Genomic DNA, 19875 nt, shown 5'->3' with positions numbered 1-19875 from the left:
CCTTGCGCCCTGCCATCACAACAGGTTCGGAGCGGAACCATCGGGGCCGTCACACAAGCATAGTCAAACCCTTGATTTTTGACGACCAGCCACAAAGACTGGGACAGTTTTACCGGGTCAGGAATTACACTTACACCCGGAAAGCCACCCCCCTTCTGAGGGCCCTGAGGCGGTTTGGCGGGATGATTCCAAGGCATCCAGGGCTCGTTGGGCACGCTTGCGGCAACGCTCGCAAAATGCCCGACAACCCGCGCCCCGCAAGGCCCCAGCAGGGTTCACAGGCCCACACTCAGGAGCAGTTTCTGCCGATGTCGCTACAGCATACGTTTGGAGAGCTCAGGTCTCAGTTAGCCAAAAGGATTATTGGTCAGGAGAAGCTGGTGGAGCGATTGCTCATCGCCCTGCTGGCCGATGGTCACCTGCTGGTGGAGGGCGCTCCGGGTCTGGCCAAGACCACCGCCATCAAGGCTCTGGCCGACCACCTGGAAGGCGACTTCCACCGTATCCAGTTCACCCCTGACCTGCTGCCTTCGGACGTCACCGGCAGCGAGATCTATCGCCCGGAAACCGGCCAGTTCGAGTTCCAGCGCGGCCCCATCTTCCACAACCTGGTGCTGGCCGACGAAATCAACCGGGCACCGGCCAAGGTCCAGTCCGCCCTGCTCGAGGCCATGGGCGAGCGCCAGGTCAGTGTTGGCATGCAGACCTTCCCGCTGGATCAGCTGTTCCTGGTGATGGCCACCCAGAACCCCATTGAACAGGAAGGTACCTACCCGCTGCCGGAAGCCCAGCTCGACCGCTTCCTGATGCATGTGCTGATTGATTACCCCCGTGCGGATGCCGAACGCGCTATCCTGAGGCTGGTACGGGACGGCTTCGGCAAGCCCGAGCAGGAAGTGTCGTTCCGCCTCAGCGCGCAGCAGGTGTTCGAGGCTCGCCAGGCCGTGGCGGAGGTCTACATGGCCGATGCGGTGGAGGACTATTTGCTGGCCCTGGTGCTGGCCAGCCGCGACCCGGCCAGCCTCGACCCGGAGCTGGCACGGTGGACCTCGTTTGGCGCCAGCCCCCGGGGCACCATCGCGCTGGACCGCTGTGCCCGGGCGCTGGCCTGGCTCGACGGTCGTGATTACGTGACCCCCGATGACATCCGCGACATCGCCTTCGATGTCCTCAGACACCGGTTGCTGCTGACCTTTGAGGCCGAGGCCGAAGGCATGACCCCGGACGGCGTCATCCAGCGTCTGATCGACTGTGTTCCGGTCCCCGCGTAATCCCAGGGCTGCCCAGCGATGATCGCCAGTGAAACCGCCACTTTCATCGACCTGCCCGCGCTGATCCGGCTGCAGGCCGACGCCCGCGCGCTGCGCCTGCCCTCGGCCCGCCAGGTTCGCCGGGTCCAGGCCGGCATGCAGGCCTCTCCCCGCCGCGGACGGGGCATGGCCTTTGCGGAAGTCCGCCCCTATCAGCCCGGTGATGACATTCGTAGCATCGACTGGCGCGTCACCGCACGCCGCCAGACCCCGCACACCAAACTCTATGAAGAGGAACGGGAACGGCCGGTGCTGATGGTGTGCGACCTCAATCGCAGCCATTTCTTCAGCAGTACCGGCGCCTACAAACAGGTACGCAGTGCCCAGGTAACTGCCCTCCTGGCATGGTTGGCCCTGGCCGCCGGCGACCAGGTCGGTGGCATCGTGTTCAACGAGCAGGACATCGTGGTGCAGCGGCCGGCCCGCCGGAAAAAATCGGTGCTGCGGCTGCTGGATTACCTGGCCCACTACCAGCATCGTCCCGACACCCGCCTCACCGGCGACAGCCGACCCGAGCGGGCGCGGGTCCACCTGGATACCGCCCTGCAGGAAACCCTGCGGGTCAGCCACACCGGCGCGCGGATCTTCGTGATCAGCGACTTTCTCGATCTCAGCGATGACACCGCCGGCCTGCTGGCCAATGTGGCCCGACACAACAGCGTCACTGCCATCCGGGTGACCGATCCGCTGGAACACCGATTGCCGGAAAAGGGACGGTTTGCGGTCACAGGTCCAGACGGCCCAATCTGGTTCAACGCCAGTGACCGGCGCTTTCAGGAAGCCTTTGCGGCCCGCGTGGCGAAACACGAAACGGCCCTGACGCAGTGCTTTCAGCGTTCCGGGGTGGAGTGTCAGACGCTGGCCACTGACGCCGAGCCGGTGCGCTTTCTGCAGTCACTGCTGGGCCCCCGGGGCCGCATCGGCTGATGCCACCGAGACTCCAACAATGAGCTACACCCGACAAGAGCTGTCATGGAACCCGACCCACTGAGCCAACTGCGCGACATTCACCTGCCGGAACCCGGCGGTTTCTGGCCGCCGGCACCCGGCTGGTGGCTGCTGGCACTGATTGCCATCATCGCCGTGGCGTTGCTGGTGGCCTGGCTGATCCATCGCCGCCAGCGCAACCGCTGGCTGGGATCGGCCCGTCAGGAGCTTGCCCAACTGGCGGACCAATCTACCCGGGACAACCATTGGTACCGGGAACTCAACAGCCTGCTCAAACGCTGCGCCCGTCATCGCTATCCGGAGCGCCGGCCTGACGCCCTCAGTGGCGAAGCCTGGCAGGCTTTCCTGCTGGAAACCGGAGAGCTGAGCAGCGACCACCTCAACGTGCTGAAGGCGATGTCTGAGGCGGTCTGGCAGCCACGTCCGGATTGCGACGGAGACGCGGCCCTGAGTCTCGCCCGTACCTGGTTGCGGAGGCAGTCATGCTAGAGCTGGCCTATCCCTGGTTATTGCTACTGCTGCCGTTGCCCCTGTGGTTGCTCCGCAAGCGTCGACAACAGCAAAGCGTGGAGGCGCCGGTGCTGCCGGTCGGCCACTGGCTCAGCGACCTGCCCGGGGTAACCCGCAGCGGCGACGGCCTGTCACTCTGGCAGAAGCTCATGATGGCACTGATCTGGGTCTTGCTGGTGACCGCGCTGGCGCGGCCCCAGTATGTCGGTGAAATGGTGCAACTGCCGGTGACCGGCCGTGACCTGCTGCTGGCGGTGGACATTTCCCCCAGCATGGATGAACAGGACATGGTCGCCAATGGTCGCGCCATCAACCGGCTGCAGGCGGTCAAACGGGTGCTGCACGACTTCATCAGCAAACGTGAGGGTGACCGGCTGGGGTTGTTGCTGTTCGGCACCGAGCCCTACGTCCAGGCCCCCCTGTCCTTTGACCACGACACCATTCGCATCCTGCTGGACGAGTCCGGGATTGGTATGGCCGGACGTGCCACCGCGATCGGCGATGCCATGGGTCTGGCGATCAAACGGCTGCGGGACCGGCCCGAGGAGCAGCGGGTGGTGATCCTGCTGACCGACGGCGCCAACACCGCCGGTGAAGTTTCCCCGGACACCGCCACGGACATTGCCAAAAGCGCCGGCGTGCGGGTGTACACCATCGGCATTGGCGCGGAATCGATGATCCAGCGCGGGCTGCTGGGCTCACGGCGGGTCAACCCGTCAAGGGACCTGGACGAAGAGCTGCTCCAGCGCATCGCCTCGGAAACCGGAGGTCGTTACTTCCGCGCCCGCAGCCTGCCGGAACTGGAAATGATCTACGAAAGCATCAACCAACTGGAAGAGATCGAACTGGAGGGCCAGCACTACCGCCCCACCACCGATCTCTATGTCTGGCCTGCCGGTCTGGCTGCACTGCTTTGGCTGTTGATGCGGCTGGCCAGCGCCTTGCCCGCCCGAACCACGGAGGTGAGCCATGACTGACTTCCACCTGCTGCGTCCGCTATGGCTGCTGTTGTTGCTGGCGATCCCGTTGCTGCCGTGGTTGCAGCGGGCCATGGTCTCCCGGGACAGCGGCTGGAATCGCATCATCCCGACACACCTGCTGGCGCCGCTGCTCAGCGGTGATGACCCCGGCCAGAGCCGCCTTCGGTTGTGGCCGCTGGCGCTGGTGCTGGTACTGACGGCGGTATCCCTGGCCGGCCCTGCCTGGCGCGAGGCCCCGACACCACTGCAGCGCCAGGACGACAGCCTGGTCATCGTACTGGATCTGTCACTGTCGATGCTCGCGACCGACGTCAAGCCGGACCGGCTGACCCAGGCCAAGCGCAAGATCCGCGACCTGCTTGCCAGTCGTGATGGCAGCTTGACCGCGCTGGTGGTTTACGCCGCCGACGCCCATGTGGTCGCACCATTGACTGACGACCGCCGCACCATCGAAGGCATGCTGTCGTCAATCGATCCGCTGATCATGCCGGCAGCCGGTAACCGCGCCGACCTGGGGGTGGCCAAGGCCCTGCCGCTGCTGGACAACGGCGCTCTGGGCCGGGGGCGTATTCTGCTGATGACCGATGACGTCGCCAGCCAGTACCGCAGCGCCATTATCGAACGGCTGGAAGGGTCCCCTTACACTCTCAGCACGCTGGTGGTCGGCACCTCCGAAGGCGGTCCGATCCCCCTGGCCCGCCATGGCTTTATCCGCGACAACGGCAAGATCGTCATGCCCACGGCCAATCCCCAGGCGCTGGCAGAACTGGCTGCAGCCACCGGCGGCGATAGCCACACCCTGACTCTGGACGACCAGGATATCCGCCAGCTCCAACTGCGCAGTGAGGACAGCGATCGCTGGCAGAACAGTGAACGGGACCTCAGCATCGAACGCTGGCAGGACGACGGCTACTGGCTGTTGTGGCTGATTGTGCCGCTGGTGGCGCTGGGAATGCGGCGGGGCGTACTGGTGCTGGCGGTGGCGCTGGTTCTGCCGGGCCTGCCCCGGCCTGCGCTGGCGCTGGACTGGGCCGATCTGTGGCAACGGCCCGAGCAGCGCGCAGAAGCGCTGATCGCCGAAGACGCCGCGGCAGCAGCAGAGAAGTTCAAAGACCCGGGCTGGCAGGCCGCCGCCCAGTACCGTGCCGAAAACTATGCCGATGCCATCAACACGCTGAAGGATCAGCAGGATCTGCAGTCGCGCTACAATCTCGGTAATGCCCTGGCCAGAAACCAACAGCTGGAAGAGGCCCTGGCCGCCTACGACGACGTGCTTGAAGCGGACCCGGACCACGAAGACGCCCGCTTCAACCGGAATCTGGTCGAGCAGTTGCTGGAGCAGCAGAAGCAGCAGGAGCAACAAAACGGCGAGTCCGGACAACAGTCCCCCGACGGCAACTCACAGTCCGGCGAGCAACCGCCCCAGGACCCGTCTGACAACGAATCATCCCAGGGCGGTCAGTCACCATCGGACCAGCAGGGTGATGGTCAGCCGAGCGGCAATGAAGAGGGAAATCAACAGTCCCGGCAGGACAGCGAGGCCGGCGATGCGGAACCGGACGACACCGACGCTGACGGGGAAAACAGCGGAACCGAGAACCAGTCCGGGCAACAGGGCCAGGAGCAGGAAGGTACTCCAGAGGGCACCTCCACCGCCCCGGCCCAACTGCAGCAATCTCCCCTGAGCCAGGGCCAGGAGCAGTGGCTGAGACGGGTCCCGGATGACCCTGGCGGACTGCTGCGCCGCAAGTTCCTGCAGCAATACCAACAACGAGACACCCAACCGGACAAGAGCGACACACCATGGTAAGCCGGCTAACCACCACGCTACTGTTTCTGATTGCCCTGATTACGCCGCTGTCCCAGGTTCAGGCTGCGGACTCTCTGACGGTAGAAGCGGATCAGACGGAGCTATCTGATAACGACATCATCACTTTAACCATCAAATCCAGCATTGAGTTGGATCTCACATTGAGTGATCTCATCAATTTCGATGTTTCTGACATCCCGATGCCCGATCTCTCCCCTCTCGAATCAGATTTCGAAATCTTGGGCACGCCCAGCCATCGACACCAGATTCGATCCACTAACAGTTCTGTAGTGAACCACATTACTTGGAGCGTTCAGATTGCACCGAAGCGCACCGGTGAGCTGGAGATTCCCCCAATTCGCTTCCGAGACCAAACCTCGGAGCCTATTCCGCTAACCGTCAAACCAGGCTCAAGGGATGTCTTCATCGAACTGTCCACTGACAAGGATCGGGTGTACGTGCAGGAACAGCTGGTGTTGACGATCCAGCTGTATTTCAGTGGCAATCTGTTAAGAGGTGAGCTCTCGGAACCGGAGCACGCCACCGCCATGATCGAACCGCTGGGGCAGCAGCGCGAGTACAACCGGACCCGGGACGGTCAGCCCTATCGAGTGGTGGAGCGACGGTACGCCATCTTCCCGCAGCAGCCCGGTGAACTCACCATTGATCCCATCCGCTTTGAAGGCCAGAGCCGTGATCCCCAGGGCAAACTGCGCTACCTGCGGGACCGGGCCGAGCTGTTCGATATTCCGGTGGAGGCTCCGCCGGCCTCATTCAGCGGCGACACCTGGTTGCCGGCCCGGGACCTGACCCTGGAGGAGTCCGGTCTGCCCAAGGACCTCACTCTTGAACAGGGACAGAACCTGACCCGCACCCTGAGCCTGTCTGCCCAGGGCCTGACCTCAGAGGCGCTGCCGCCGTTCGACAGCCAGATGCCGGATGCCCTGCGCAGCTACCCCGAACAACCGGAACGCCAGACCGAAACCCGTCCCAGCGGCCTGTATGGCCGTCTGACCCAGACCGAAGCGCTGGTAGGCGTGACGCCCGGCACCGTCACCCTGCCGGAGATCCGCATCCCCTGGTGGGATACCCGCACCGACACCGAACAGATGGCGATTATTCCCGCCCGCACCCTCACCATTAACGGCAATGCCGCCCTCGCTGCCCAGACCACTCCGGACTCTCCCGGTCGCGGTGACACCGGCGACGAGATGACGGACAGCGCCGGCAGTCAGGTGTCCGGGTCGCCGGCGCCGGGCGACGGAGGCAACTTCTGGCGCTACGTTGCCGTGGTGCTGGCCTTGGGCTGGGCGGTGACCACCGCCGTACTGCTGCGTCGCCGGGGCAAAGCACGTGCAACACCATCGGAGGAGGCAGCCCGACCGGACCAGAATGAGTCCGCCAGCTTTGACATCCTGCTGTCCGCCGCCGCCAACGGCCAGGCCAACACCCCCCAACTGCTGCTCCACTGGGCCAATCGCCGCTTCAGACCGAACTATTTCCGCACCCTGACGGAGTTGCTGGCATTTCTTGGCGACCCTGAGCTGTCGCAGCAACTGCGGCACCTGCAGAGTCTCCACTTTGGCCGCCAGCATGAACCGGACAGTGAGCAGCACAGCTGGTCAGGGGATGCCCTCATCGCCCGCCTGAAGGCAATTCGCAGTGAGGCCGCCAGGCCCGCGAAGCCGACAGACAGCCTGCCACCGCTCTACCCCGCCAGCCTGGCCGGACGATCCTGACCACATCGACAGACGCGGACGGCACCACAAAAAAGCCAGCCCCTCGAGGCTGGCTGGCTTTTTTGTGGTGCATCAGTGGCGGCCAATCATTCCGCCAACTGGTGATCAATTACGATCGTGGCCGGTTCCGACGCGTCCGCGGTCACCGCGATCACCGATTCCGCCTCCCCCTGCCAGTCACCCGGCTGTGGCACGGCGTTGCCGGAAGGCGACAGGCGCGCCGTCACCTGAACTTCGTCCACTTCAGAAATCCGCGTCATCGGCCCCATGGCGTGACGGTCATCCAGTCTCAGCTCCAGCGGCAGATCCGCCGCCGTCAGCCGTGCAATGGCCACCGGCATGGCGTTGTCCGCGCCGGTCTTGCGGGCAAACACAAACAGCGTGGTGTCCGCCGGCACGTCGTTGGCAAGCTGATCCGCCAGTGCCACACGGACCGTCACCCCGGGCCCGGAAGACTGAGCCGTGGCGGGATTGTCCTGGCCCAACTGACGGTAGGCCTCATCGATACCCTGGCGAATCGAGGCCAGCTGCGGGTGGTCCGGCGCCACGGTGACGATGCGTTCCCAGTAGTCGATGGCCTGCTGATACTGTTCCTGGCTGTAGGCATGGATGCCCAGCAGCCCAAGGGCATTGACCTCATCCGGGTCGCGGGATCGTGCCTGCTCAATCGCCCGCTCAACCGCGTCGGTCAGCTGGCCCTTGCTGTCAAAAAACAGGGCCTGGGCCGACAGTCCCCAGGCCACGGCCTGAGCTGCCCGGTCCGGCACCTGCTGGGCCAGGCGCTCGAAGGCCCAGGCCGCATCGGGGTAACGTTCCACGCGCATGTAGGAGCGTCCCAACATGGCCCAGCCGTCGGGGTTGTCCGGGCTGGCTTCGAGTTTCTGCCGCAACTCGTCGGTAAGGCGGTTCATCTGAGCAACCCGATCACCTTCCTCGGCAGCCATGGCGGTCATGGTGCGGTACTGCTCGACCTGATCCATCGCCCCCCACTCCTGGTACAGCAGGATCACCGCAACCGGCACCACCACAATGCTGCCGAGCACCACCGCCACCGCTGACGTCCACCGATCCCGCTGTGCTGCAGAATGGGTCGGCGCCGTGCTGACGTCGTCCAGCAGGCTGCCCTCCAGTTCGTCCTTGAGCTGCTGGTAATCGTCCTGCTCCAGGCCGCCGGCAGCGTACTCGGCTTCGAGCTCCTCCAGGCGGGATCGGTAGGCCTGCAGGTTCTGGCTTCTCTGGTCGCCAACGCTCTGGCGGGTGGACTTATGGAAAAACAGGGGAAACAGTACAAACGCCAGGGCCAGGGCAATCAGCACCGCGGCCGTCAGCCAAAAAGTGGTTGTCATAGGGTGACCATTACAAAGTTCAGTGAATCTGTCTGGGCAATCAGCGATCGTTACCGGAATCTTTCAGCAGGGCTTCGGCCTGACGCCGCTCCTCGTCACTCAGTGCTGCGGTTCTTTCAGGCCGGCGTCGTGAGCGAATGACAATGCCAATGACCACCAGCAACCCGCCTAGCACCGCGATCACCGGTGTCGCCCATAGCAACGCGGTCCGACGGTCCAGCTCCGGCTTGTAGCGAACGAATTCACCAAACCGGCCGACCAGCGATTCGGTCACCTCCTCATTGCTGGCGCCCTGCTGCAGCATGCGATAGACCTCGTCCCGCATGTCCTTGGCAATCGGCGCGTTGGAATCGGCGATGTTCTGGTTCTGGCATTTGGGGCAGCGCAATTCGCTGATCAGGGTGCGAAACCGGTCAGCGTCCTGGGGATCACTGAACGGGTAGGTGTCGGTGGTTGCCCAGCCGCTCACAGGCAGCAGCAGGAAGGCCATCAGCAACAGGGTCAAACGATGGGGTGAAACCTGGTGGGCGCGCATCAGCCTTGTCCTCCCAGTTGCTGCATCAACGGCTGCAGGGTCTCGCTCCAGACTTTCTGGTTAACGACGCCAACGTGGCGGTAGCGGATGATACCGTCACCGTCGATAACAAAGGTCTCCGGTGCGCCGTAGACCCCCAGATCAAAGCCGAGCTTGCCGTCCGGATCAAACAGACTCAGAGCGTAGGGATTGCCCAGGCGCTCCAGCCACTGCAGCGCCAACGGCCGCTCGTCCTTGTAGTTGAGGCCGACGATGCGAACGCCCTGCTGCTCCGCCAGCCGGATCAGATCCGGGTGCTCATCGCGACAGGAGGGACACCAGGTCCCCCAGACGTTGAGCAGGAACGGTCCCTTGCCCCGGAGAGCTTCGGGGCCATGGCTGACGGACGGGTCCAGTAGATCCGCCAGTTCGAAAGCCGGCACGGGTTTGCCAATCTGGGCAGACTCCAATTGGGTGGGGTCCTTGCCGATACGCTGGAACAGCACGATGCCAAGGATCACCGTCAGCACCACCGGAATGAACAACAGTGCCCGTCTCATCCTGCTGCTCCTGCCACCGCCGGGTTCTCCTCGCCGCTCGCCTTACCGTTCTCCGTCGCCGACTGTTCGGCACGCTTGCGAATCCGGTAGCGTTTGTCGGCGATGGCCAGGAAACCGCCTGCCGCCATGAACAGTGATCCCAGCCACAACCAGCGGATCAGCGGCTTGTACTGCAGTCGCACAGCCCAGGCGTTGTCACCTACCTTCTCGCCCAGCGCCACAAACAGGTCGCGGGTCAGACCGGCATCAATGCCAGCCTCGGTCATGACATTGCGCTGGACCCGATACTGGCGTTTCTCCGGATACAGGGTGGAAATGGCATCGCCGTCACGGCTCAGATCAAAGCGGGCGTACTGGGCCACAAAGTTGCTGCCCTGGCGCTCACCGATTTCGGTGAAGGTGAAACGGATATCACCGATCTCCGCCGTATCACCGGGGGACATCCGCACATCCCGTTCGATACCGTAGTTGGACACCACCGTGGCCCCCGCCATGGTAATCGCCAGCCCCAGGTGCCCCAGGATCATGCCGTAATAGCTGCGGGACTGGCGCTTGAGACCGTGCCAGCGGCCCTTGCGGGAGGACGATTTGTCCCACAGATCCGCCGCTGTCGCCACGGTTACCCAGGCCGCACCAAAGAGTCCGGCAAAGGCCCAGGGGGTGAAACCACCAAACACCAGCATGGTCAGACACGCGACCACCAGGCTGATAGCCGCCGGCCACAACAGCTTGCGGCCAAGCCAGCCGCCATCGGTCCGCTTCCAGCGGGAGAAAATACCGGCGCCCAGCAGCAGCGCCACCGCGATGGCAATCGGGCTGAAGGTCAGGTTATAGAAGGGCTCGCCGATGGACAGCCGGCCGCCGCCCAGGTAATCCAGCACCAATGGGTACAGGGTGCCGACCAGCACCAGCAGCATCGCCGCCATCAGCAGGATATTGTTAAGCAGCAGGAAGATTTCCCGCGACAGCGAGCCGTAGCGCGCCCGGGAGTGCACCACTGGCGCCCGGAACGCGTACAGGGTCAGGCTGGATAAGATGGTCACCGCCAGCAGCCCCAGCAGGAACGCACCACGAGTAGGATCGGAAGCAAAGGCATGGACCGACGTCAGAACCCCGGAACGGACCAGGAAGGTACCCAGCAGACTGAGCGCAAAGGTGACAATCGCCAGCAGGACCGTCCAGGATTTGAACACGCCCCGCTTCTCGGTCACCGCCAGTGAATGCATCAGTGCGGTACCGGCCAGCCACGGCAACAGGGACGCGTTCTCCACCGGGTCCCAGAACCACCAACCACCCCAGCCAAGCTCGTAATAGGCCCACCAGCTGCCCAGGGCAATGCCCACCGACAGGAACGACCAGGCAACCGTGGTCCAGGGACGGGACCAGCGTGCCCAGGCCGCGTCCAGACGGCCATTGATCAGCGCCGCGATGGCAAACGCAAAGGCCACCGAGAACCCGACATACCCCATGTAGAGCATCGGCGGGTGCACGATCAGACCGAAGTCCTGCAGCAGCGGGTTCAGGTCCGCGCCATCGGCCGGTACGTTGGGCAACAGGCGATCAAACGGGTTGGAGGTCATCAGAATGAACAGCAGGAAACCCACCGTCACCATGCCGAGTACCGACAGTACCTGGGCGATGATCTCTTCCGGCAGGCGGCGACTGAACACCGACACCGCCAGGGTCCAGCCCGCCAGCATCAGAATCCACAGCAGCAGGGACCCCTCATGGCCACCCCAGACCGCACTGAACTTGTAGTACCAGGGCAGCAGGCTGTTGCTGTTGTTGGCCACGTAGGCCACAGAAAAGTCGTCCACCAGGAACGCATGGGTCAGGATGGCGAACGCCAACCCGATAAACACGAAGATACCGCTGGCCAACGGCCGCGCAAACGCCATCAGCCGGGACCGGTCGGTGATGGCGCCGGCCAGTGGCACCACCGACAGCAACACCGACAACAGCAGTGCCAGAATCAGCGCGATCTGTCCAAGTTCGGGATACATGGTACTCCCCTCAAAGGTTTAGGAATGCTTGTCGATGCCGCAGCGGGCTATCAGTAACCGGTTTGTTCGGCGGATGCGCCTGTATCGCTCCCCGGATGGCCGGCCTTCTTCAGCGAATCGCTGACTTCCGGCGGCATGTAATTCTCGTCGTGCTTGGCGAGTACCTGTTCCGCCACGAAGGTGCCGTCGGCCTGCAGCCGGCCGATGGCCACCACACCCTGCCCTTCGGCAAACAGGTCCGGCAGGATACCGGTGTACTGGACCGTGACGGCTTCGGCGTAGTCGGTGACCCGGAAGCGGACCGTCAGGTCTTCGGAACTACGCACCACCGAGCCCGCTTCCACCATGCCGCCGGCACGGATACGGGCGTCCACCGGTGCATCCCCGGCGGCAATCTCGCTGGGGTCGTAGAACACGTTGATGTTCTGTCGCAGGGCGTAGGTGGTCAGGCCGACGGCAACACTGAGGCCGGCCAACAGGAAAAGGATAATGGTCAGTCGTTTCTTTCTAACTGGATGCATGGGGACCTAACTGCCAAAGCTCAGGATGGATGAATACGGCTAAAGGTGGCCGCTGCGGCCGGTGTGGACTCGCCCTGATCCTGGCGATCCCGCGCCAGTTGACGCTGCTGTTCCCGGATCACCACCTTGCGACGGTGTCTGGACCAGAGCGCGAGGCCCACCAGGCCTGCCAGAAAAACGCCATAACAGGTCCACACATAGGGACCGTGCCCGTCCATGAGCCAGAACGCCTGCAGGGAATCAAATGCCATGGAATCAGTGCCCTCCCGTACTGACAAAGTCTTTGACCCAGCGAGTGCGGCGCTCGCGGATAAGGATTTCGGTTTGCATGCGCAGGCAGGCAAGCCAGCCGAACAGCAGGTAGAGGCCCAGCACCGACAACAGCAGCGGGACCCACATTTCTGCCGGCATGCTGGGCTTCTCGGTCAACTTGAAGGTCGCCGGCTGATGCAGCGTGTTCCACCACTCCACCGAGTACTTGATGATGGGGATGTTCACCACACCCACCAGTACCAATACGGCAACCGCCCGCGCGGAGGATTTCTCATCGGAGATGGCGCTCCCCAGGAACACCACCCCCAGGTACAGGAACAGCAGGATCAGCATGGAGGTAAGACGGGCATCCCAGATCCACCAGGTACCCCAGGTCGGCTTGCCCCAGACCGCACCGGTAAACAGTGCCAGGAAGGTCAGTACCGCCCCCACCGGGGCCGCCGCCTTGACGAACAGATCCGCCAGCTTCATCCGCCAGACCAGGGTCACCACCCCGGCGACCGCCATCATGACGTACACCGACTGGGCCAGGAAGGCACTGGGAACGTGGATAAAGATGATGCGGTAACTGTTGCCCTGGAGGTAATCCTTGGGGGCGAAGGCCAGGCCCCAGACCAGGCCGCCCAGCAGCAGGGCCAGGCCCAGCCAGAACAGCCATGGCATGAATCGATTGGCGATGCCATAGAACCACTTGGGCGAGCCAAGTTTATGAAAGAATTGCCACATCAGGTACTTACCATCTCATCTTTTATTGGGAGCCTGGTCGTCGGCTCCAGCTTTGTCAGCTGTTGGACAGACTGATTCTCAGTGCCGCCGCGGCAGCAAACGGTGCCAGTGTGATCGCCAGCACCAGAAACGCCGCCATCAGCGCCAGGTAGCCACCGACTGGCGTACCATCCGCCGCCGCCGCGACGGTACCGGTGCCGAAAATCAGCACCGGAATGTACAGCGGGATGATGAGCAGGGACAACAACACCCCCCCGGCCCGTAATCCCAGCGTCAACGCCGCACCGATGGCTCCTATCAGGCTCAGCACCGGTGTGCCAATCAGCAGCGTTAGACACAAAACCGCAATAGAGTTCCCTTCAAGATGCAACATTATGCCCAGCACCGGAGCCAGCAGAATCAGCGGCAATCCGGTAACCAGCCAGTGTGCCAGAGTCTTCGCCAACACCAGCAGAAACAGCGGCTGGGGCTGAAGCACCATCTGCTCCAAGGTGCCATCGTCAAAATCGTGACGGAACAGGTGATCGAGCGACAGCAGGGTGGCCAGCAGCGCCGCCACCCACAGGATACCGCTGCCGGAACGCTGCAGGAATGACACTTCCGGGCTAACACCAAGGGGGAACAGGGTCACCACCATGAAGAAAAACAGCAGTGGGTTGAGCAGATCCTGACGCTGGCGGAAACTGGATTTCAGGTCCCGGCGCACCACCGTCCACATTGCACTGGCGGTACCCACCTGGGCAGTAACCAGTGCCACACCGGGCTGTCGGGCAGTCATGACGGCGCCTCCCCGGCGGGGCTGGCACCCAGAGTAATCCGTGCCATCCCGGGCAGATCCAGTTCGTGGTGAGTGGTCACCACCGCCGCACCGCCACTGGCGGCATGATCCAGCAACAACTGCTCAAGCCCGGCCACCCCGTGGCGGTCCAGTGCGGTGAACGGTTCGTCCAGCAGCCACAACGGTTCATCGGCGATCAGCAGGCGCGCCAGCGCCACCCGGCGCTGCTGGCCTGCCGACAGATTGCGGCAGGGCACATCGTAGTAACCCTGCAATCCAGTACCATCCAGAGCCTGTTTCATCGCCTGATCGCTGACCGGTCGGCGAACCGCGGTCAGTGCACGAAGGTTTTCCAGGGGGGTCAGCAACGGCTTGATGCCGGGCCGGTGGCCAAGGTAGAGCAGGTTCCGCAGGAACGCCTCCCGCTGGGACTGCCAGCGCTCGCCGAGCCACAGGAGTTCGCCACTGAAATGGTCGTTCAGCCCAGCCAGAATACGCAGCAGCGTGGTCTTGCCCGCGCCGTTCGGGCCCTCGACACGGGTCACGGTCCCGGGCACTATGGAGAAATCCAGGCCCCGAAACAGGATTCGGTCATCGCGTTCACATTGTAGATCGACAGCCTGTAGCATCGGCGAAGACATCAGGGCCTCAGGTCGGGAACGGTGCCGGTTACTGCCATCCTTGGGAGAACCGGAATCAACATCGGAGCCGGCCGTTCGGGTCCATTCCCGGTGGTACGCCAGCCGCGCGCATTATAGCGAACCGCGGGCGAGATTGCTTTTGTCTGAAGTCAATTGGTCACGATGAAACTACCTACCAGCCCAACTCCGCCCAGCCCTGAGCCCCCAGCCGGCAAGCCCGCGACAACGGCACCGGCGGGCGACACCGCCCCGGCGACATCCGCAGACAGCGCCCGTGCCCAGCTGGACCGGCTGCAACTGGCCAATCGCGCCGAAATCCTGGCGAAGGTCACCCGCATCCTTAACCAGCAACAGGGTGCCAGCCAGCAACTGTTGCTGGACATCCGCGGCAAGCCGCTGACCGTCAATGCCGCCATTGGCGAGACCCAACTGGCCGTGGGCGATCTGGTCAAGGTGATGCGCGCGGGCAACGAACTGCAACTGCTGGGTAAACTGGCACCGCCGGCGGAAGCACGCATTGCCCAGGCACTGGCGCAACGGCTGCCCTGGCAGCAACGACTGGATAGCGGGCTGGCCCAGCTGGTGCGGCTGCTGCAACCGCCGCCGTCATCAGGCCCTGGCAGCCAGTCCGGTTTGCCCGGCGCCCAGCAACCGCTCTTGCCTGTCCCCGTCCGCCAGGCCATTGAGCAGGTCATCGCGCGACTTCCCAGCCAGCAGAGTCTGAGCCAGGCCGGCGGCAAGGAGACCCTCGCGCCCCAGGTGCGGCAATGGCTGGCCGAGAGCGGATTGTTTGCTGAAGCGAGGCTGGCTCGCGGTGGCAGCCAGGAGGTCCCCGATCTCAAGCTGGCTCTGGTACGGGTGGTCAGCACCCTGCTGGCAGAACAGGGCAGCGACGCTGGCCAGTTCCGTCGTCTGACGCCGCTGGCCAGCCCGGAACTGGTGCAATCTCCGCTGCAGTTCCCCCAGCCGCTGCCGGCACCACCGGCAACCGGCCGCCAGGAGCCTATGCCGGTAGGCCAGATGCTGCGCCTGTTGGCCGGCATGCTGAACCGGGTGACCGTCAACCAACTCCATAGCCAGGTACTGACCACCCGCACCACCGCCGATGGGGCCGCCGCGGCGCCAACCGCGACCTGGTTGCTGGAACTGCCGTGGCTCAATACCGAACAGCAGCCACGGCTGGCCCAGTTGCGCATTGAGCACGAGGCGCGGGATCGCGAAGACCAGAACCGCGAAGGCAAACGCCACATCGCACAATGGCGTTTTTCCCTTGCCATGGATCTGGATGAGATGGGGCCACTGTACTTTGAAGTGGCGCTGCAGCAGGAACAGGTCTCCGCCCGGGTGTGGGCGGAACGCAGTCAGACTCTGACCCGGGTGGAAGACCAGCTGCCGCAACTGCGCCAGGGCTTCCGCGACCTGGGCCTCGACGTGCTGGACCTGGATTGCCGCAAGGGCAAGCCGCAAGGCGCCAGAACCCAGCTGGAACATCGACTGGTGGATATCCGCGCATGAACCAGACAACCACGCCTCAAACCGCCGTTGCCCTCAGGTACGACGGCAGCAAGGCGCCAACGGTCAGTGCCACCGGCACCCACGAACTGGCGGAGGAAATCATCCGTATCGCCCGTGAACACGGCGTCCCGCTGTACGAGAACCCGGAGCTGGCCGGTATTCTCGGCCGGCTCGAGCTGGACGAGGAAATCCCCGAAACCCTGTACCGGGTCATCGCCGAGATCCTGGCCTTCGCGTTCAACCTGCAGGGCAAAACCCCGGAAGACGCCGGTGGCGCCGCGTCGACAGGCTCCAGAAACGCCGAATCGGGGCAAGGAGCCCAGGACTAACTCAACAGGTCACGATAGCGATATAGGGCGCCCCAGACCTTGCCTTTGCGGGTAGCCACCTCGGTATCAAAGTAGTGTCGCAGACGGCGACGATCGTCCGGCTGGTCTTTCAACGCCGATCCCACCAGGTGGTGCATCAGGGTTTCCGGCGTCATCTGGCCGTCGCCGAAGTAACAGGCATGCAGACAGGTGGCGTGGGCCACCGAAACCGCTTCCGCCGTCGACAACGCGGCGCCAGCCAGGCGGTCAGTACTGCGCCCATCCAGGGTCTGGCCGTTGCGGACCTCATGGAACAGGGTCACCAGCGCCTCAATCACCCCCGGGTCCAGGCTTGGCTCAATGCCGGCGCGGCGGTTATGGGAAGCCAGTTCCCGCTGCACCACTTCAATCTCATCCTCCACCCGGGCAATGGGCCGGATCTCCTCAAAGTCCAGCCGGCGTTTCAGCGCCGCGCTCATGCGGAAGAGGCCCTCATCCACCGAGTTCGATGTGGCAATCACGTTGAACCCTCCTCGGGCCTGGATAACGCCGTCCGCCCCCGGCAGCTCCGGCACAATGGCAACCCGGTCAGACAGAATTGATAACAAAGCGTCCTGCAGCGGTTGCGGACACCGGGCCAGCTCCTCGAAACGGACCAACTGCCCCCGCTCCATACCCCGCAACAGCGGGCTGGGTACCAGCGCCTCCCGGCAGGGACCGCGTTCCGCCAGGATGGTGTCGTTCCAGCGGTACAGCAACTGGTCAACCCGGTTAACGGCACCACCCTGCAGGGTCAGGGTCGACTGGCCGGAGACCGCAGCGGTAATCAGTTCCGAGAGCCAGGACTTGGCGGTACCGGGCTCTCCCACCAGCAGGCAGCCACGGTGGGTACACAATGACACCAGAATCCGGCGTACCCGGCCGGGGTCAGACACAAACTTGCGGCTGACCCGCAGCCCTTCATCGCCGAGGATAAAACGCTCCACCATGGCGGGCGACAACAACCAGCCCGGTGGACACTGGCCGGTATCCTGGGCTTTCAGGCGCTCCAGTTCATGGCGGTAGGTCTGCTCTGCCGGTGGCCGCTGGATAGACTGCTCGGTACTCATTGTGTTTGCCTCCGTCCGCCACGGACTTCCGGTGCCATGCGTTCGCGCGGCAGGATTCGCGGCAGTTCCGACAACGGAATCCGGCCTTCAATCACGTGATCCAGGGCGCTGTCGCGCATGGTCACCAGTCCGCCGTCCAGCGCCCGCCAGCGCATCTCGCCGATGGGGGGCTGGCCGGAAATGGCGTTGCGGATATCCGCGTCTACCTCCAGGTATTCGATGACCGCCACCCGACCACGGGTGCCCCGCCCGTTGCAGGCGGCACAGCCTTTGCCCTCAAAGCAGTGGAAGTTGTCCGGGGTGCCGGTGGGGAAAAGCTCCGCCAGGATGGCAGGATCGGCGTCCGCGGGCTGGCGACACTGCTCGCAGATCCGTTTCGCCAGCCGCTGGGCAATTACCGCCATCAGCTCACCGGCAATGGAGTTGGGGTGAATGCCCAGATCGTAAAGCCGCTGCAGGGCATCCACCGCGTCGTTGCAGTGCAGTGTGGAAAGCACCACGTGACCGGTCTGGGAGGCGCGAATGGCCTCCAGGGCGGTTTCCTGGTCGCGGATTTCTCCCACCATGATGACATCCGGGTCCTGGCGCACGAACGACCGCATGGCATCGGAGAACCCGAAACCGATCTCACTGCGCACCCGGGTCTGCTGGACCCGGTCAATGGAGTATTCAATCGGGTCTTCCACGGTGATCACCTTCCGACGACCATCGTCCGCCAGGGTCTGCAGGCCGGCGTAAAGGGTGGTCGACTTGCCGGAGCCGGTCGGCCCCACCACCAGCACCAGGCCGGACGGGTTCGCCAGCAGCCGCTCATAGTGGGCGCCGATACGCGCCGACATGCCCAGTTCGGCAATGGTCATGGCTCGGCCGGTCTGGGGCAGCAGGCGGATCACCACATGCTCGCCGTGCAGCGACGGCTGGGTCTGGACCCGCAGATCGTATTCCTGATCCGCCAGTCGCAGGCGCGAACGTCCACCCTGTGGCAACCGGTGCTCGGCTATGTTCAGCTCCGCCCGCAGCTTGATGACGTTAATCAGCCCCTTGAGCTCACGGTCAGAGAGTTGGTACTGGTTAAGGTCGTGCAATTCACCATCCACCCGTAGACGCAACCGAACCTGGTCACCGTACTGCTCGATGTGGATGTCACTGGCTTTCTCGCTGGCAGCTTCCAGCAGGATGGATTCGTAGATCGACACCAGATAGGGGCTGATATGGCCAGCTTCCTGACTGTCACCGAGTACCGCATCGTGAGACTCGCTACGACCGCCTGAACCGGCATGCTCGGAGGCAAACCGACTGCCCTTCTCCGACAGGTCGAGCGTGGTCCAGAGCCGGCGATAGTCTGTTGGCGTTACCAACACCACCCGCACGGCCTGGTCGCCACTCATGCGCTCCAACTGTTCCTTGCGGGCATCCGGGTCATCGGTGGCCACCACCAGGCCGTCAGCGTCGGTCCACAGCGGAATCAACCGGGACAGATCGAGAAAGGTTCGGGAAAAGCGGCCAAACAGCCGGTGATCGAGCTGGTTCATCACCAGATCGGCCTCAACGAAGGGTATCCCCCGTTGACGGGCCAGGTTGGCGTAGAGTTCCCGATCTTCCAGATGGAGCTGGCCATGGAGCACATCCAGCAGGCGACGATTGCCGCTGGCGGCCTGGGCCTTGGCCATTTTCAGCGCCTTGCGGTCGATAACGCCCATATCCATCAGGATCTGCTCGGTGGTACGGGCAAAGTCCAGCCAGCCCAGAGTGCGCTGACGCACCAACCGCTCCCGGTTCCGCCGCAGCATAACCAACCCGGGCACCGGCCCCTCCCGACCTTCCAGGGCGTACAGCACACCGCCCTCGGCCAGACAGGGGATCAGGAAGTCCCAGTCCTCCAGAAAGGTGGTGGCAAGAATCACGTCGAAGGTCTGCCCCGGATCAAAACCCGGCCGGGCGTCGTCGATCCGTACTGCAATGTTGTCGAGGCTCAGCTTCTCAAAGCGTCGAGTGGCGGCGTTGGCAATCGCCGCCTGCCGCTCTACGTACACCACCTGTGCCACCAGTCGGGACAGCACCGCCGCCAGGTAACCGGCACCGCCGCCGATGTGCATGACCACCTGCTCCCGGGAGAACGGCGGCAGAATTTTCAGGAGATGACGAACCAGCGGCTCCGGGGGGATGGAATGGCCGGAGATCGAGGCGGCCAGATCCGGGGAGGCAACAAATTCGGTTCGCGGAATGGAGGCCAGGGCCTCCACCTTGGTAGGGCTTAGTGACATCAGTATGGACTCGGGTCAGT

General features: G+C 63.7%; 19 protein-coding genes. 8 read left to right on the top strand and 11 right to left on the bottom strand.

The features are described 5' to 3' along the window. Positions 1–308: 308 nt before the first annotated feature. Genes MLD24_RS08185 through MLD24_RS08160 form a run of 6 tightly spaced genes read left to right on the top strand, consistent with a single transcriptional unit; the run spans position 309 to position 7297 of the window. Positions 309–1271, top strand: a complete 963-nt coding sequence (locus MLD24_RS08185) for an AAA family ATPase (RefSeq protein ID WP_227175495.1) — start codon at positions 309–311, stop codon at positions 1269–1271. A gap of 18 nt (positions 1272–1289) precedes the next feature. Next, positions 1290–2237, top strand: coding sequence for a DUF58 domain-containing protein (locus tag MLD24_RS08180; protein WP_227175494.1), 948 nt, complete (start codon positions 1290–1292; stop codon positions 2235–2237). A 45-nt stretch (positions 2238–2282) separates the two neighbouring features. Then, the gene (locus MLD24_RS08175; RefSeq protein WP_248166004.1) at positions 2283–2747 is read left to right on the top strand and encodes a DUF4381 domain-containing protein; all 465 of its coding nucleotides are present in this window, start codon (positions 2283–2285) and stop codon (positions 2745–2747) included. Next, positions 2741–3745, top strand: a complete 1005-nt coding sequence (locus tag MLD24_RS08170) for a vWA domain-containing protein (RefSeq protein WP_227175492.1) — start codon at positions 2741–2743, stop codon at positions 3743–3745. The genes MLD24_RS08175 and MLD24_RS08170 overlap by 7 nt, the downstream gene beginning before the upstream one ends. After that, positions 3738–5558: a VWA domain-containing protein gene (locus tag MLD24_RS08165; protein ID WP_248166002.1), complete on the top strand. Its 1821-nt coding sequence runs from the start codon at positions 3738–3740 to the stop codon at positions 5556–5558. Before MLD24_RS08170 ends, MLD24_RS08165 begins: the two co-directional genes overlap by 8 nt. Beyond that, positions 5552–7297: a BatD family protein gene (locus tag MLD24_RS08160; protein WP_248166000.1), complete on the top strand. Its 1746-nt coding sequence runs from the start codon at positions 5552–5554 to the stop codon at positions 7295–7297. The genes MLD24_RS08165 and MLD24_RS08160 overlap by 7 nt, the downstream gene beginning before the upstream one ends. An 86-nt stretch (positions 7298–7383) precedes the next feature. On the opposite strand, the gene ccmI is transcribed toward MLD24_RS08160, so the two are convergent. From ccmI to ccmA, 9 genes are read right to left on the bottom strand one after another with little or no spacing between them, the layout of a single operon-like run. Further along, a complete protein-coding gene (gene ccmI, locus MLD24_RS08155; protein WP_248165998.1) occupies positions 7384–8643 on the bottom strand; it encodes a c-type cytochrome biogenesis protein CcmI in 1260 nt (419 codons plus the stop codon). A gap of 40 nt (positions 8644–8683) precedes the next feature. After that, positions 8684–9178, bottom strand: coding sequence for a cytochrome c-type biogenesis protein (locus MLD24_RS08150; protein WP_248165996.1), 495 nt, complete (start codon positions 9176–9178; stop codon positions 8684–8686). Then, positions 9178–9717 carry a DsbE family thiol:disulfide interchange protein gene (locus tag MLD24_RS08145; RefSeq protein WP_227175487.1) on the bottom strand — a complete coding sequence of 180 codons (540 nt, stop codon included), beginning with the start codon at positions 9715–9717 and terminating at the stop codon, positions 9178–9180. Before MLD24_RS08145 ends, MLD24_RS08150 begins: the two co-directional genes overlap by 1 nt. Further along, positions 9714–11720: a heme lyase CcmF/NrfE family subunit gene (locus MLD24_RS08140; protein ID WP_248165994.1), complete on the bottom strand. Its 2007-nt coding sequence runs from the start codon at positions 11718–11720 to the stop codon at positions 9714–9716. The genes MLD24_RS08145 and MLD24_RS08140 overlap by 4 nt, the downstream gene beginning before the upstream one ends. Positions 11721–11770: 50 nt before the next feature. After that, positions 11771–12241 carry a cytochrome c maturation protein CcmE gene (ccmE, locus tag MLD24_RS08135; protein WP_248165992.1) on the bottom strand — a complete coding sequence of 157 codons (471 nt, stop codon included), beginning with the start codon at positions 12239–12241 and terminating at the stop codon, positions 11771–11773. Between the two features lie 20 nt (positions 12242–12261). Next, positions 12262–12492: a heme exporter protein CcmD gene (gene ccmD, locus MLD24_RS08130; RefSeq protein WP_248165989.1), complete on the bottom strand. Its 231-nt coding sequence runs from the start codon at positions 12490–12492 to the stop codon at positions 12262–12264. A 4-nt stretch (positions 12493–12496) separates the two neighbouring features. Beyond that, on the bottom strand, positions 12497–13240 hold the full coding sequence (locus tag MLD24_RS08125) for a heme ABC transporter permease (RefSeq protein WP_227175483.1): 744 nt from the start codon (positions 13238–13240) through the stop codon (positions 12497–12499). A 55-nt stretch (positions 13241–13295) separates the two neighbouring features. After that, positions 13296–14018 (bottom strand): heme exporter protein CcmB, encoded by a 723-nt coding sequence (gene ccmB, locus MLD24_RS08120; RefSeq protein ID WP_394373238.1) that lies wholly within the window; start codon positions 14016–14018, stop codon positions 13296–13298. After that, positions 14015–14659 carry a cytochrome c biogenesis heme-transporting ATPase CcmA gene (gene ccmA, locus MLD24_RS08115; RefSeq protein WP_248165987.1) on the bottom strand — a complete coding sequence of 215 codons (645 nt, stop codon included), beginning with the start codon at positions 14657–14659 and terminating at the stop codon, positions 14015–14017. The genes ccmB and ccmA overlap by 4 nt, the downstream gene beginning before the upstream one ends. A gap of 162 nt (positions 14660–14821) precedes the next feature. Here ccmA and fliK point away from each other — a divergent pair, with 162 nt between their 5' ends. After that, a complete protein-coding gene (gene fliK / locus MLD24_RS08110) occupies positions 14822–16174 on the top strand; it encodes a flagellar hook-length control protein FliK (protein WP_248165980.1) in 1353 nt (450 codons plus the stop codon). Further along, a complete protein-coding gene (locus tag MLD24_RS08105) occupies positions 16171–16503 on the top strand; it encodes an EscU/YscU/HrcU family type III secretion system export apparatus switch protein (protein WP_227175479.1) in 333 nt (110 codons plus the stop codon). Before fliK ends, MLD24_RS08105 begins: the two co-directional genes overlap by 4 nt. Here the strand turns inward: MLD24_RS08105 and MLD24_RS08100 are convergent. Continuing rightward, the gene (locus tag MLD24_RS08100; protein WP_248165978.1) at positions 16500–17591 is read right to left on the bottom strand and encodes an ATP-binding protein; all 1092 of its coding nucleotides are present in this window, start codon (positions 17589–17591) and stop codon (positions 16500–16502) included. The genes MLD24_RS08105 and MLD24_RS08100 overlap by 4 nt on opposite strands. Next, positions 17588–19855: an ATPase, T2SS/T4P/T4SS family gene (locus MLD24_RS08095; RefSeq protein ID WP_248165976.1), complete on the bottom strand. Its 2268-nt coding sequence runs from the start codon at positions 19853–19855 to the stop codon at positions 17588–17590. Before MLD24_RS08095 ends, MLD24_RS08100 begins: the two co-directional genes overlap by 4 nt. Positions 19856–19875: the final 20 nt, after the last annotated feature.

The sequence above is a fragment of the Marinobacter xestospongiae genome, assembly GCF_023156385.1.
Taxonomy (GTDB): domain Bacteria; phylum Pseudomonadota; class Gammaproteobacteria; order Pseudomonadales; family Oleiphilaceae; genus Marinobacter; species Marinobacter xestospongiae.
Note: the sequence above shows the minus strand (reverse complement) of the source record. Positions and strands in the feature narration are given on the sequence as shown.

Excerpts from the sequence above, each read along its gene's own strand:
- ccmA (WP_248165987.1), bottom strand. The coding sequence starts at position 14,659 with ATGTCTTCGCCGATGCTACAGGCTGTCGATCTACAATGTGAACGCGAT.
- MLD24_RS08170 (WP_227175492.1), top strand. The coding sequence starts at position 2,741 with ATGCTAGAGCTGGCCTATCCCTGGTTATTGCTACTGCTGCCGTTGCCC.
- fliK (WP_248165980.1), top strand. The coding sequence starts at position 14,822 with ATGAAACTACCTACCAGCCCAACTCCGCCCAGCCCTGAGCCCCCAGCC.
- MLD24_RS08125 (WP_227175483.1), bottom strand. The coding sequence starts at position 13,240 with ATGTGGCAATTCTTTCATAAACTTGGCTCGCCCAAGTGGTTCTATGGC.
- ccmD (WP_248165989.1), bottom strand. The coding sequence starts at position 12,492 with ATGGCATTTGATTCCCTGCAGGCGTTCTGGCTCATGGACGGGCACGGT.
- MLD24_RS08185 (WP_227175495.1), top strand. The coding sequence starts at position 309 with ATGTCGCTACAGCATACGTTTGGAGAGCTCAGGTCTCAGTTAGCCAAA.
- ccmB (WP_394373238.1), bottom strand. The coding sequence starts at position 14,018 with ATGACTGCCCGACAGCCCGGTGTGGCACTGGTTACTGCCCAGGTGGGT.
- MLD24_RS08105 (WP_227175479.1), top strand. The coding sequence starts at position 16,171 with ATGAACCAGACAACCACGCCTCAAACCGCCGTTGCCCTCAGGTACGAC.
- MLD24_RS08145 (WP_227175487.1), bottom strand. The coding sequence starts at position 9,717 with ATGAGACGGGCACTGTTGTTCATTCCGGTGGTGCTGACGGTGATCCTT.
- MLD24_RS08100 (WP_248165978.1), bottom strand. The coding sequence starts at position 17,591 with ATGAGTACCGAGCAGTCTATCCAGCGGCCACCGGCAGAGCAGACCTAC.
- MLD24_RS08180 (WP_227175494.1), top strand. The coding sequence starts at position 1,290 with ATGATCGCCAGTGAAACCGCCACTTTCATCGACCTGCCCGCGCTGATC.
- MLD24_RS08140 (WP_248165994.1), bottom strand. The coding sequence starts at position 11,720 with ATGTATCCCGAACTTGGACAGATCGCGCTGATTCTGGCACTGCTGTTG.
- MLD24_RS08160 (WP_248166000.1), top strand. The coding sequence starts at position 5,552 with ATGGTAAGCCGGCTAACCACCACGCTACTGTTTCTGATTGCCCTGATT.
- MLD24_RS08095 (WP_248165976.1), bottom strand. The coding sequence starts at position 19,855 with ATGTCACTAAGCCCTACCAAGGTGGAGGCCCTGGCCTCCATTCCGCGA.
- MLD24_RS08175 (WP_248166004.1), top strand. The coding sequence starts at position 2,283 with ATGGAACCCGACCCACTGAGCCAACTGCGCGACATTCACCTGCCGGAA.
- MLD24_RS08165 (WP_248166002.1), top strand. The coding sequence starts at position 3,738 with ATGACTGACTTCCACCTGCTGCGTCCGCTATGGCTGCTGTTGTTGCTG.
- ccmI (WP_248165998.1), bottom strand. The coding sequence starts at position 8,643 with ATGACAACCACTTTTTGGCTGACGGCCGCGGTGCTGATTGCCCTGGCC.
- ccmE (WP_248165992.1), bottom strand. The coding sequence starts at position 12,241 with ATGCATCCAGTTAGAAAGAAACGACTGACCATTATCCTTTTCCTGTTG.
- MLD24_RS08150 (WP_248165996.1), bottom strand. The coding sequence starts at position 9,178 with ATGCGCGCCCACCAGGTTTCACCCCATCGTTTGACCCTGTTGCTGATG.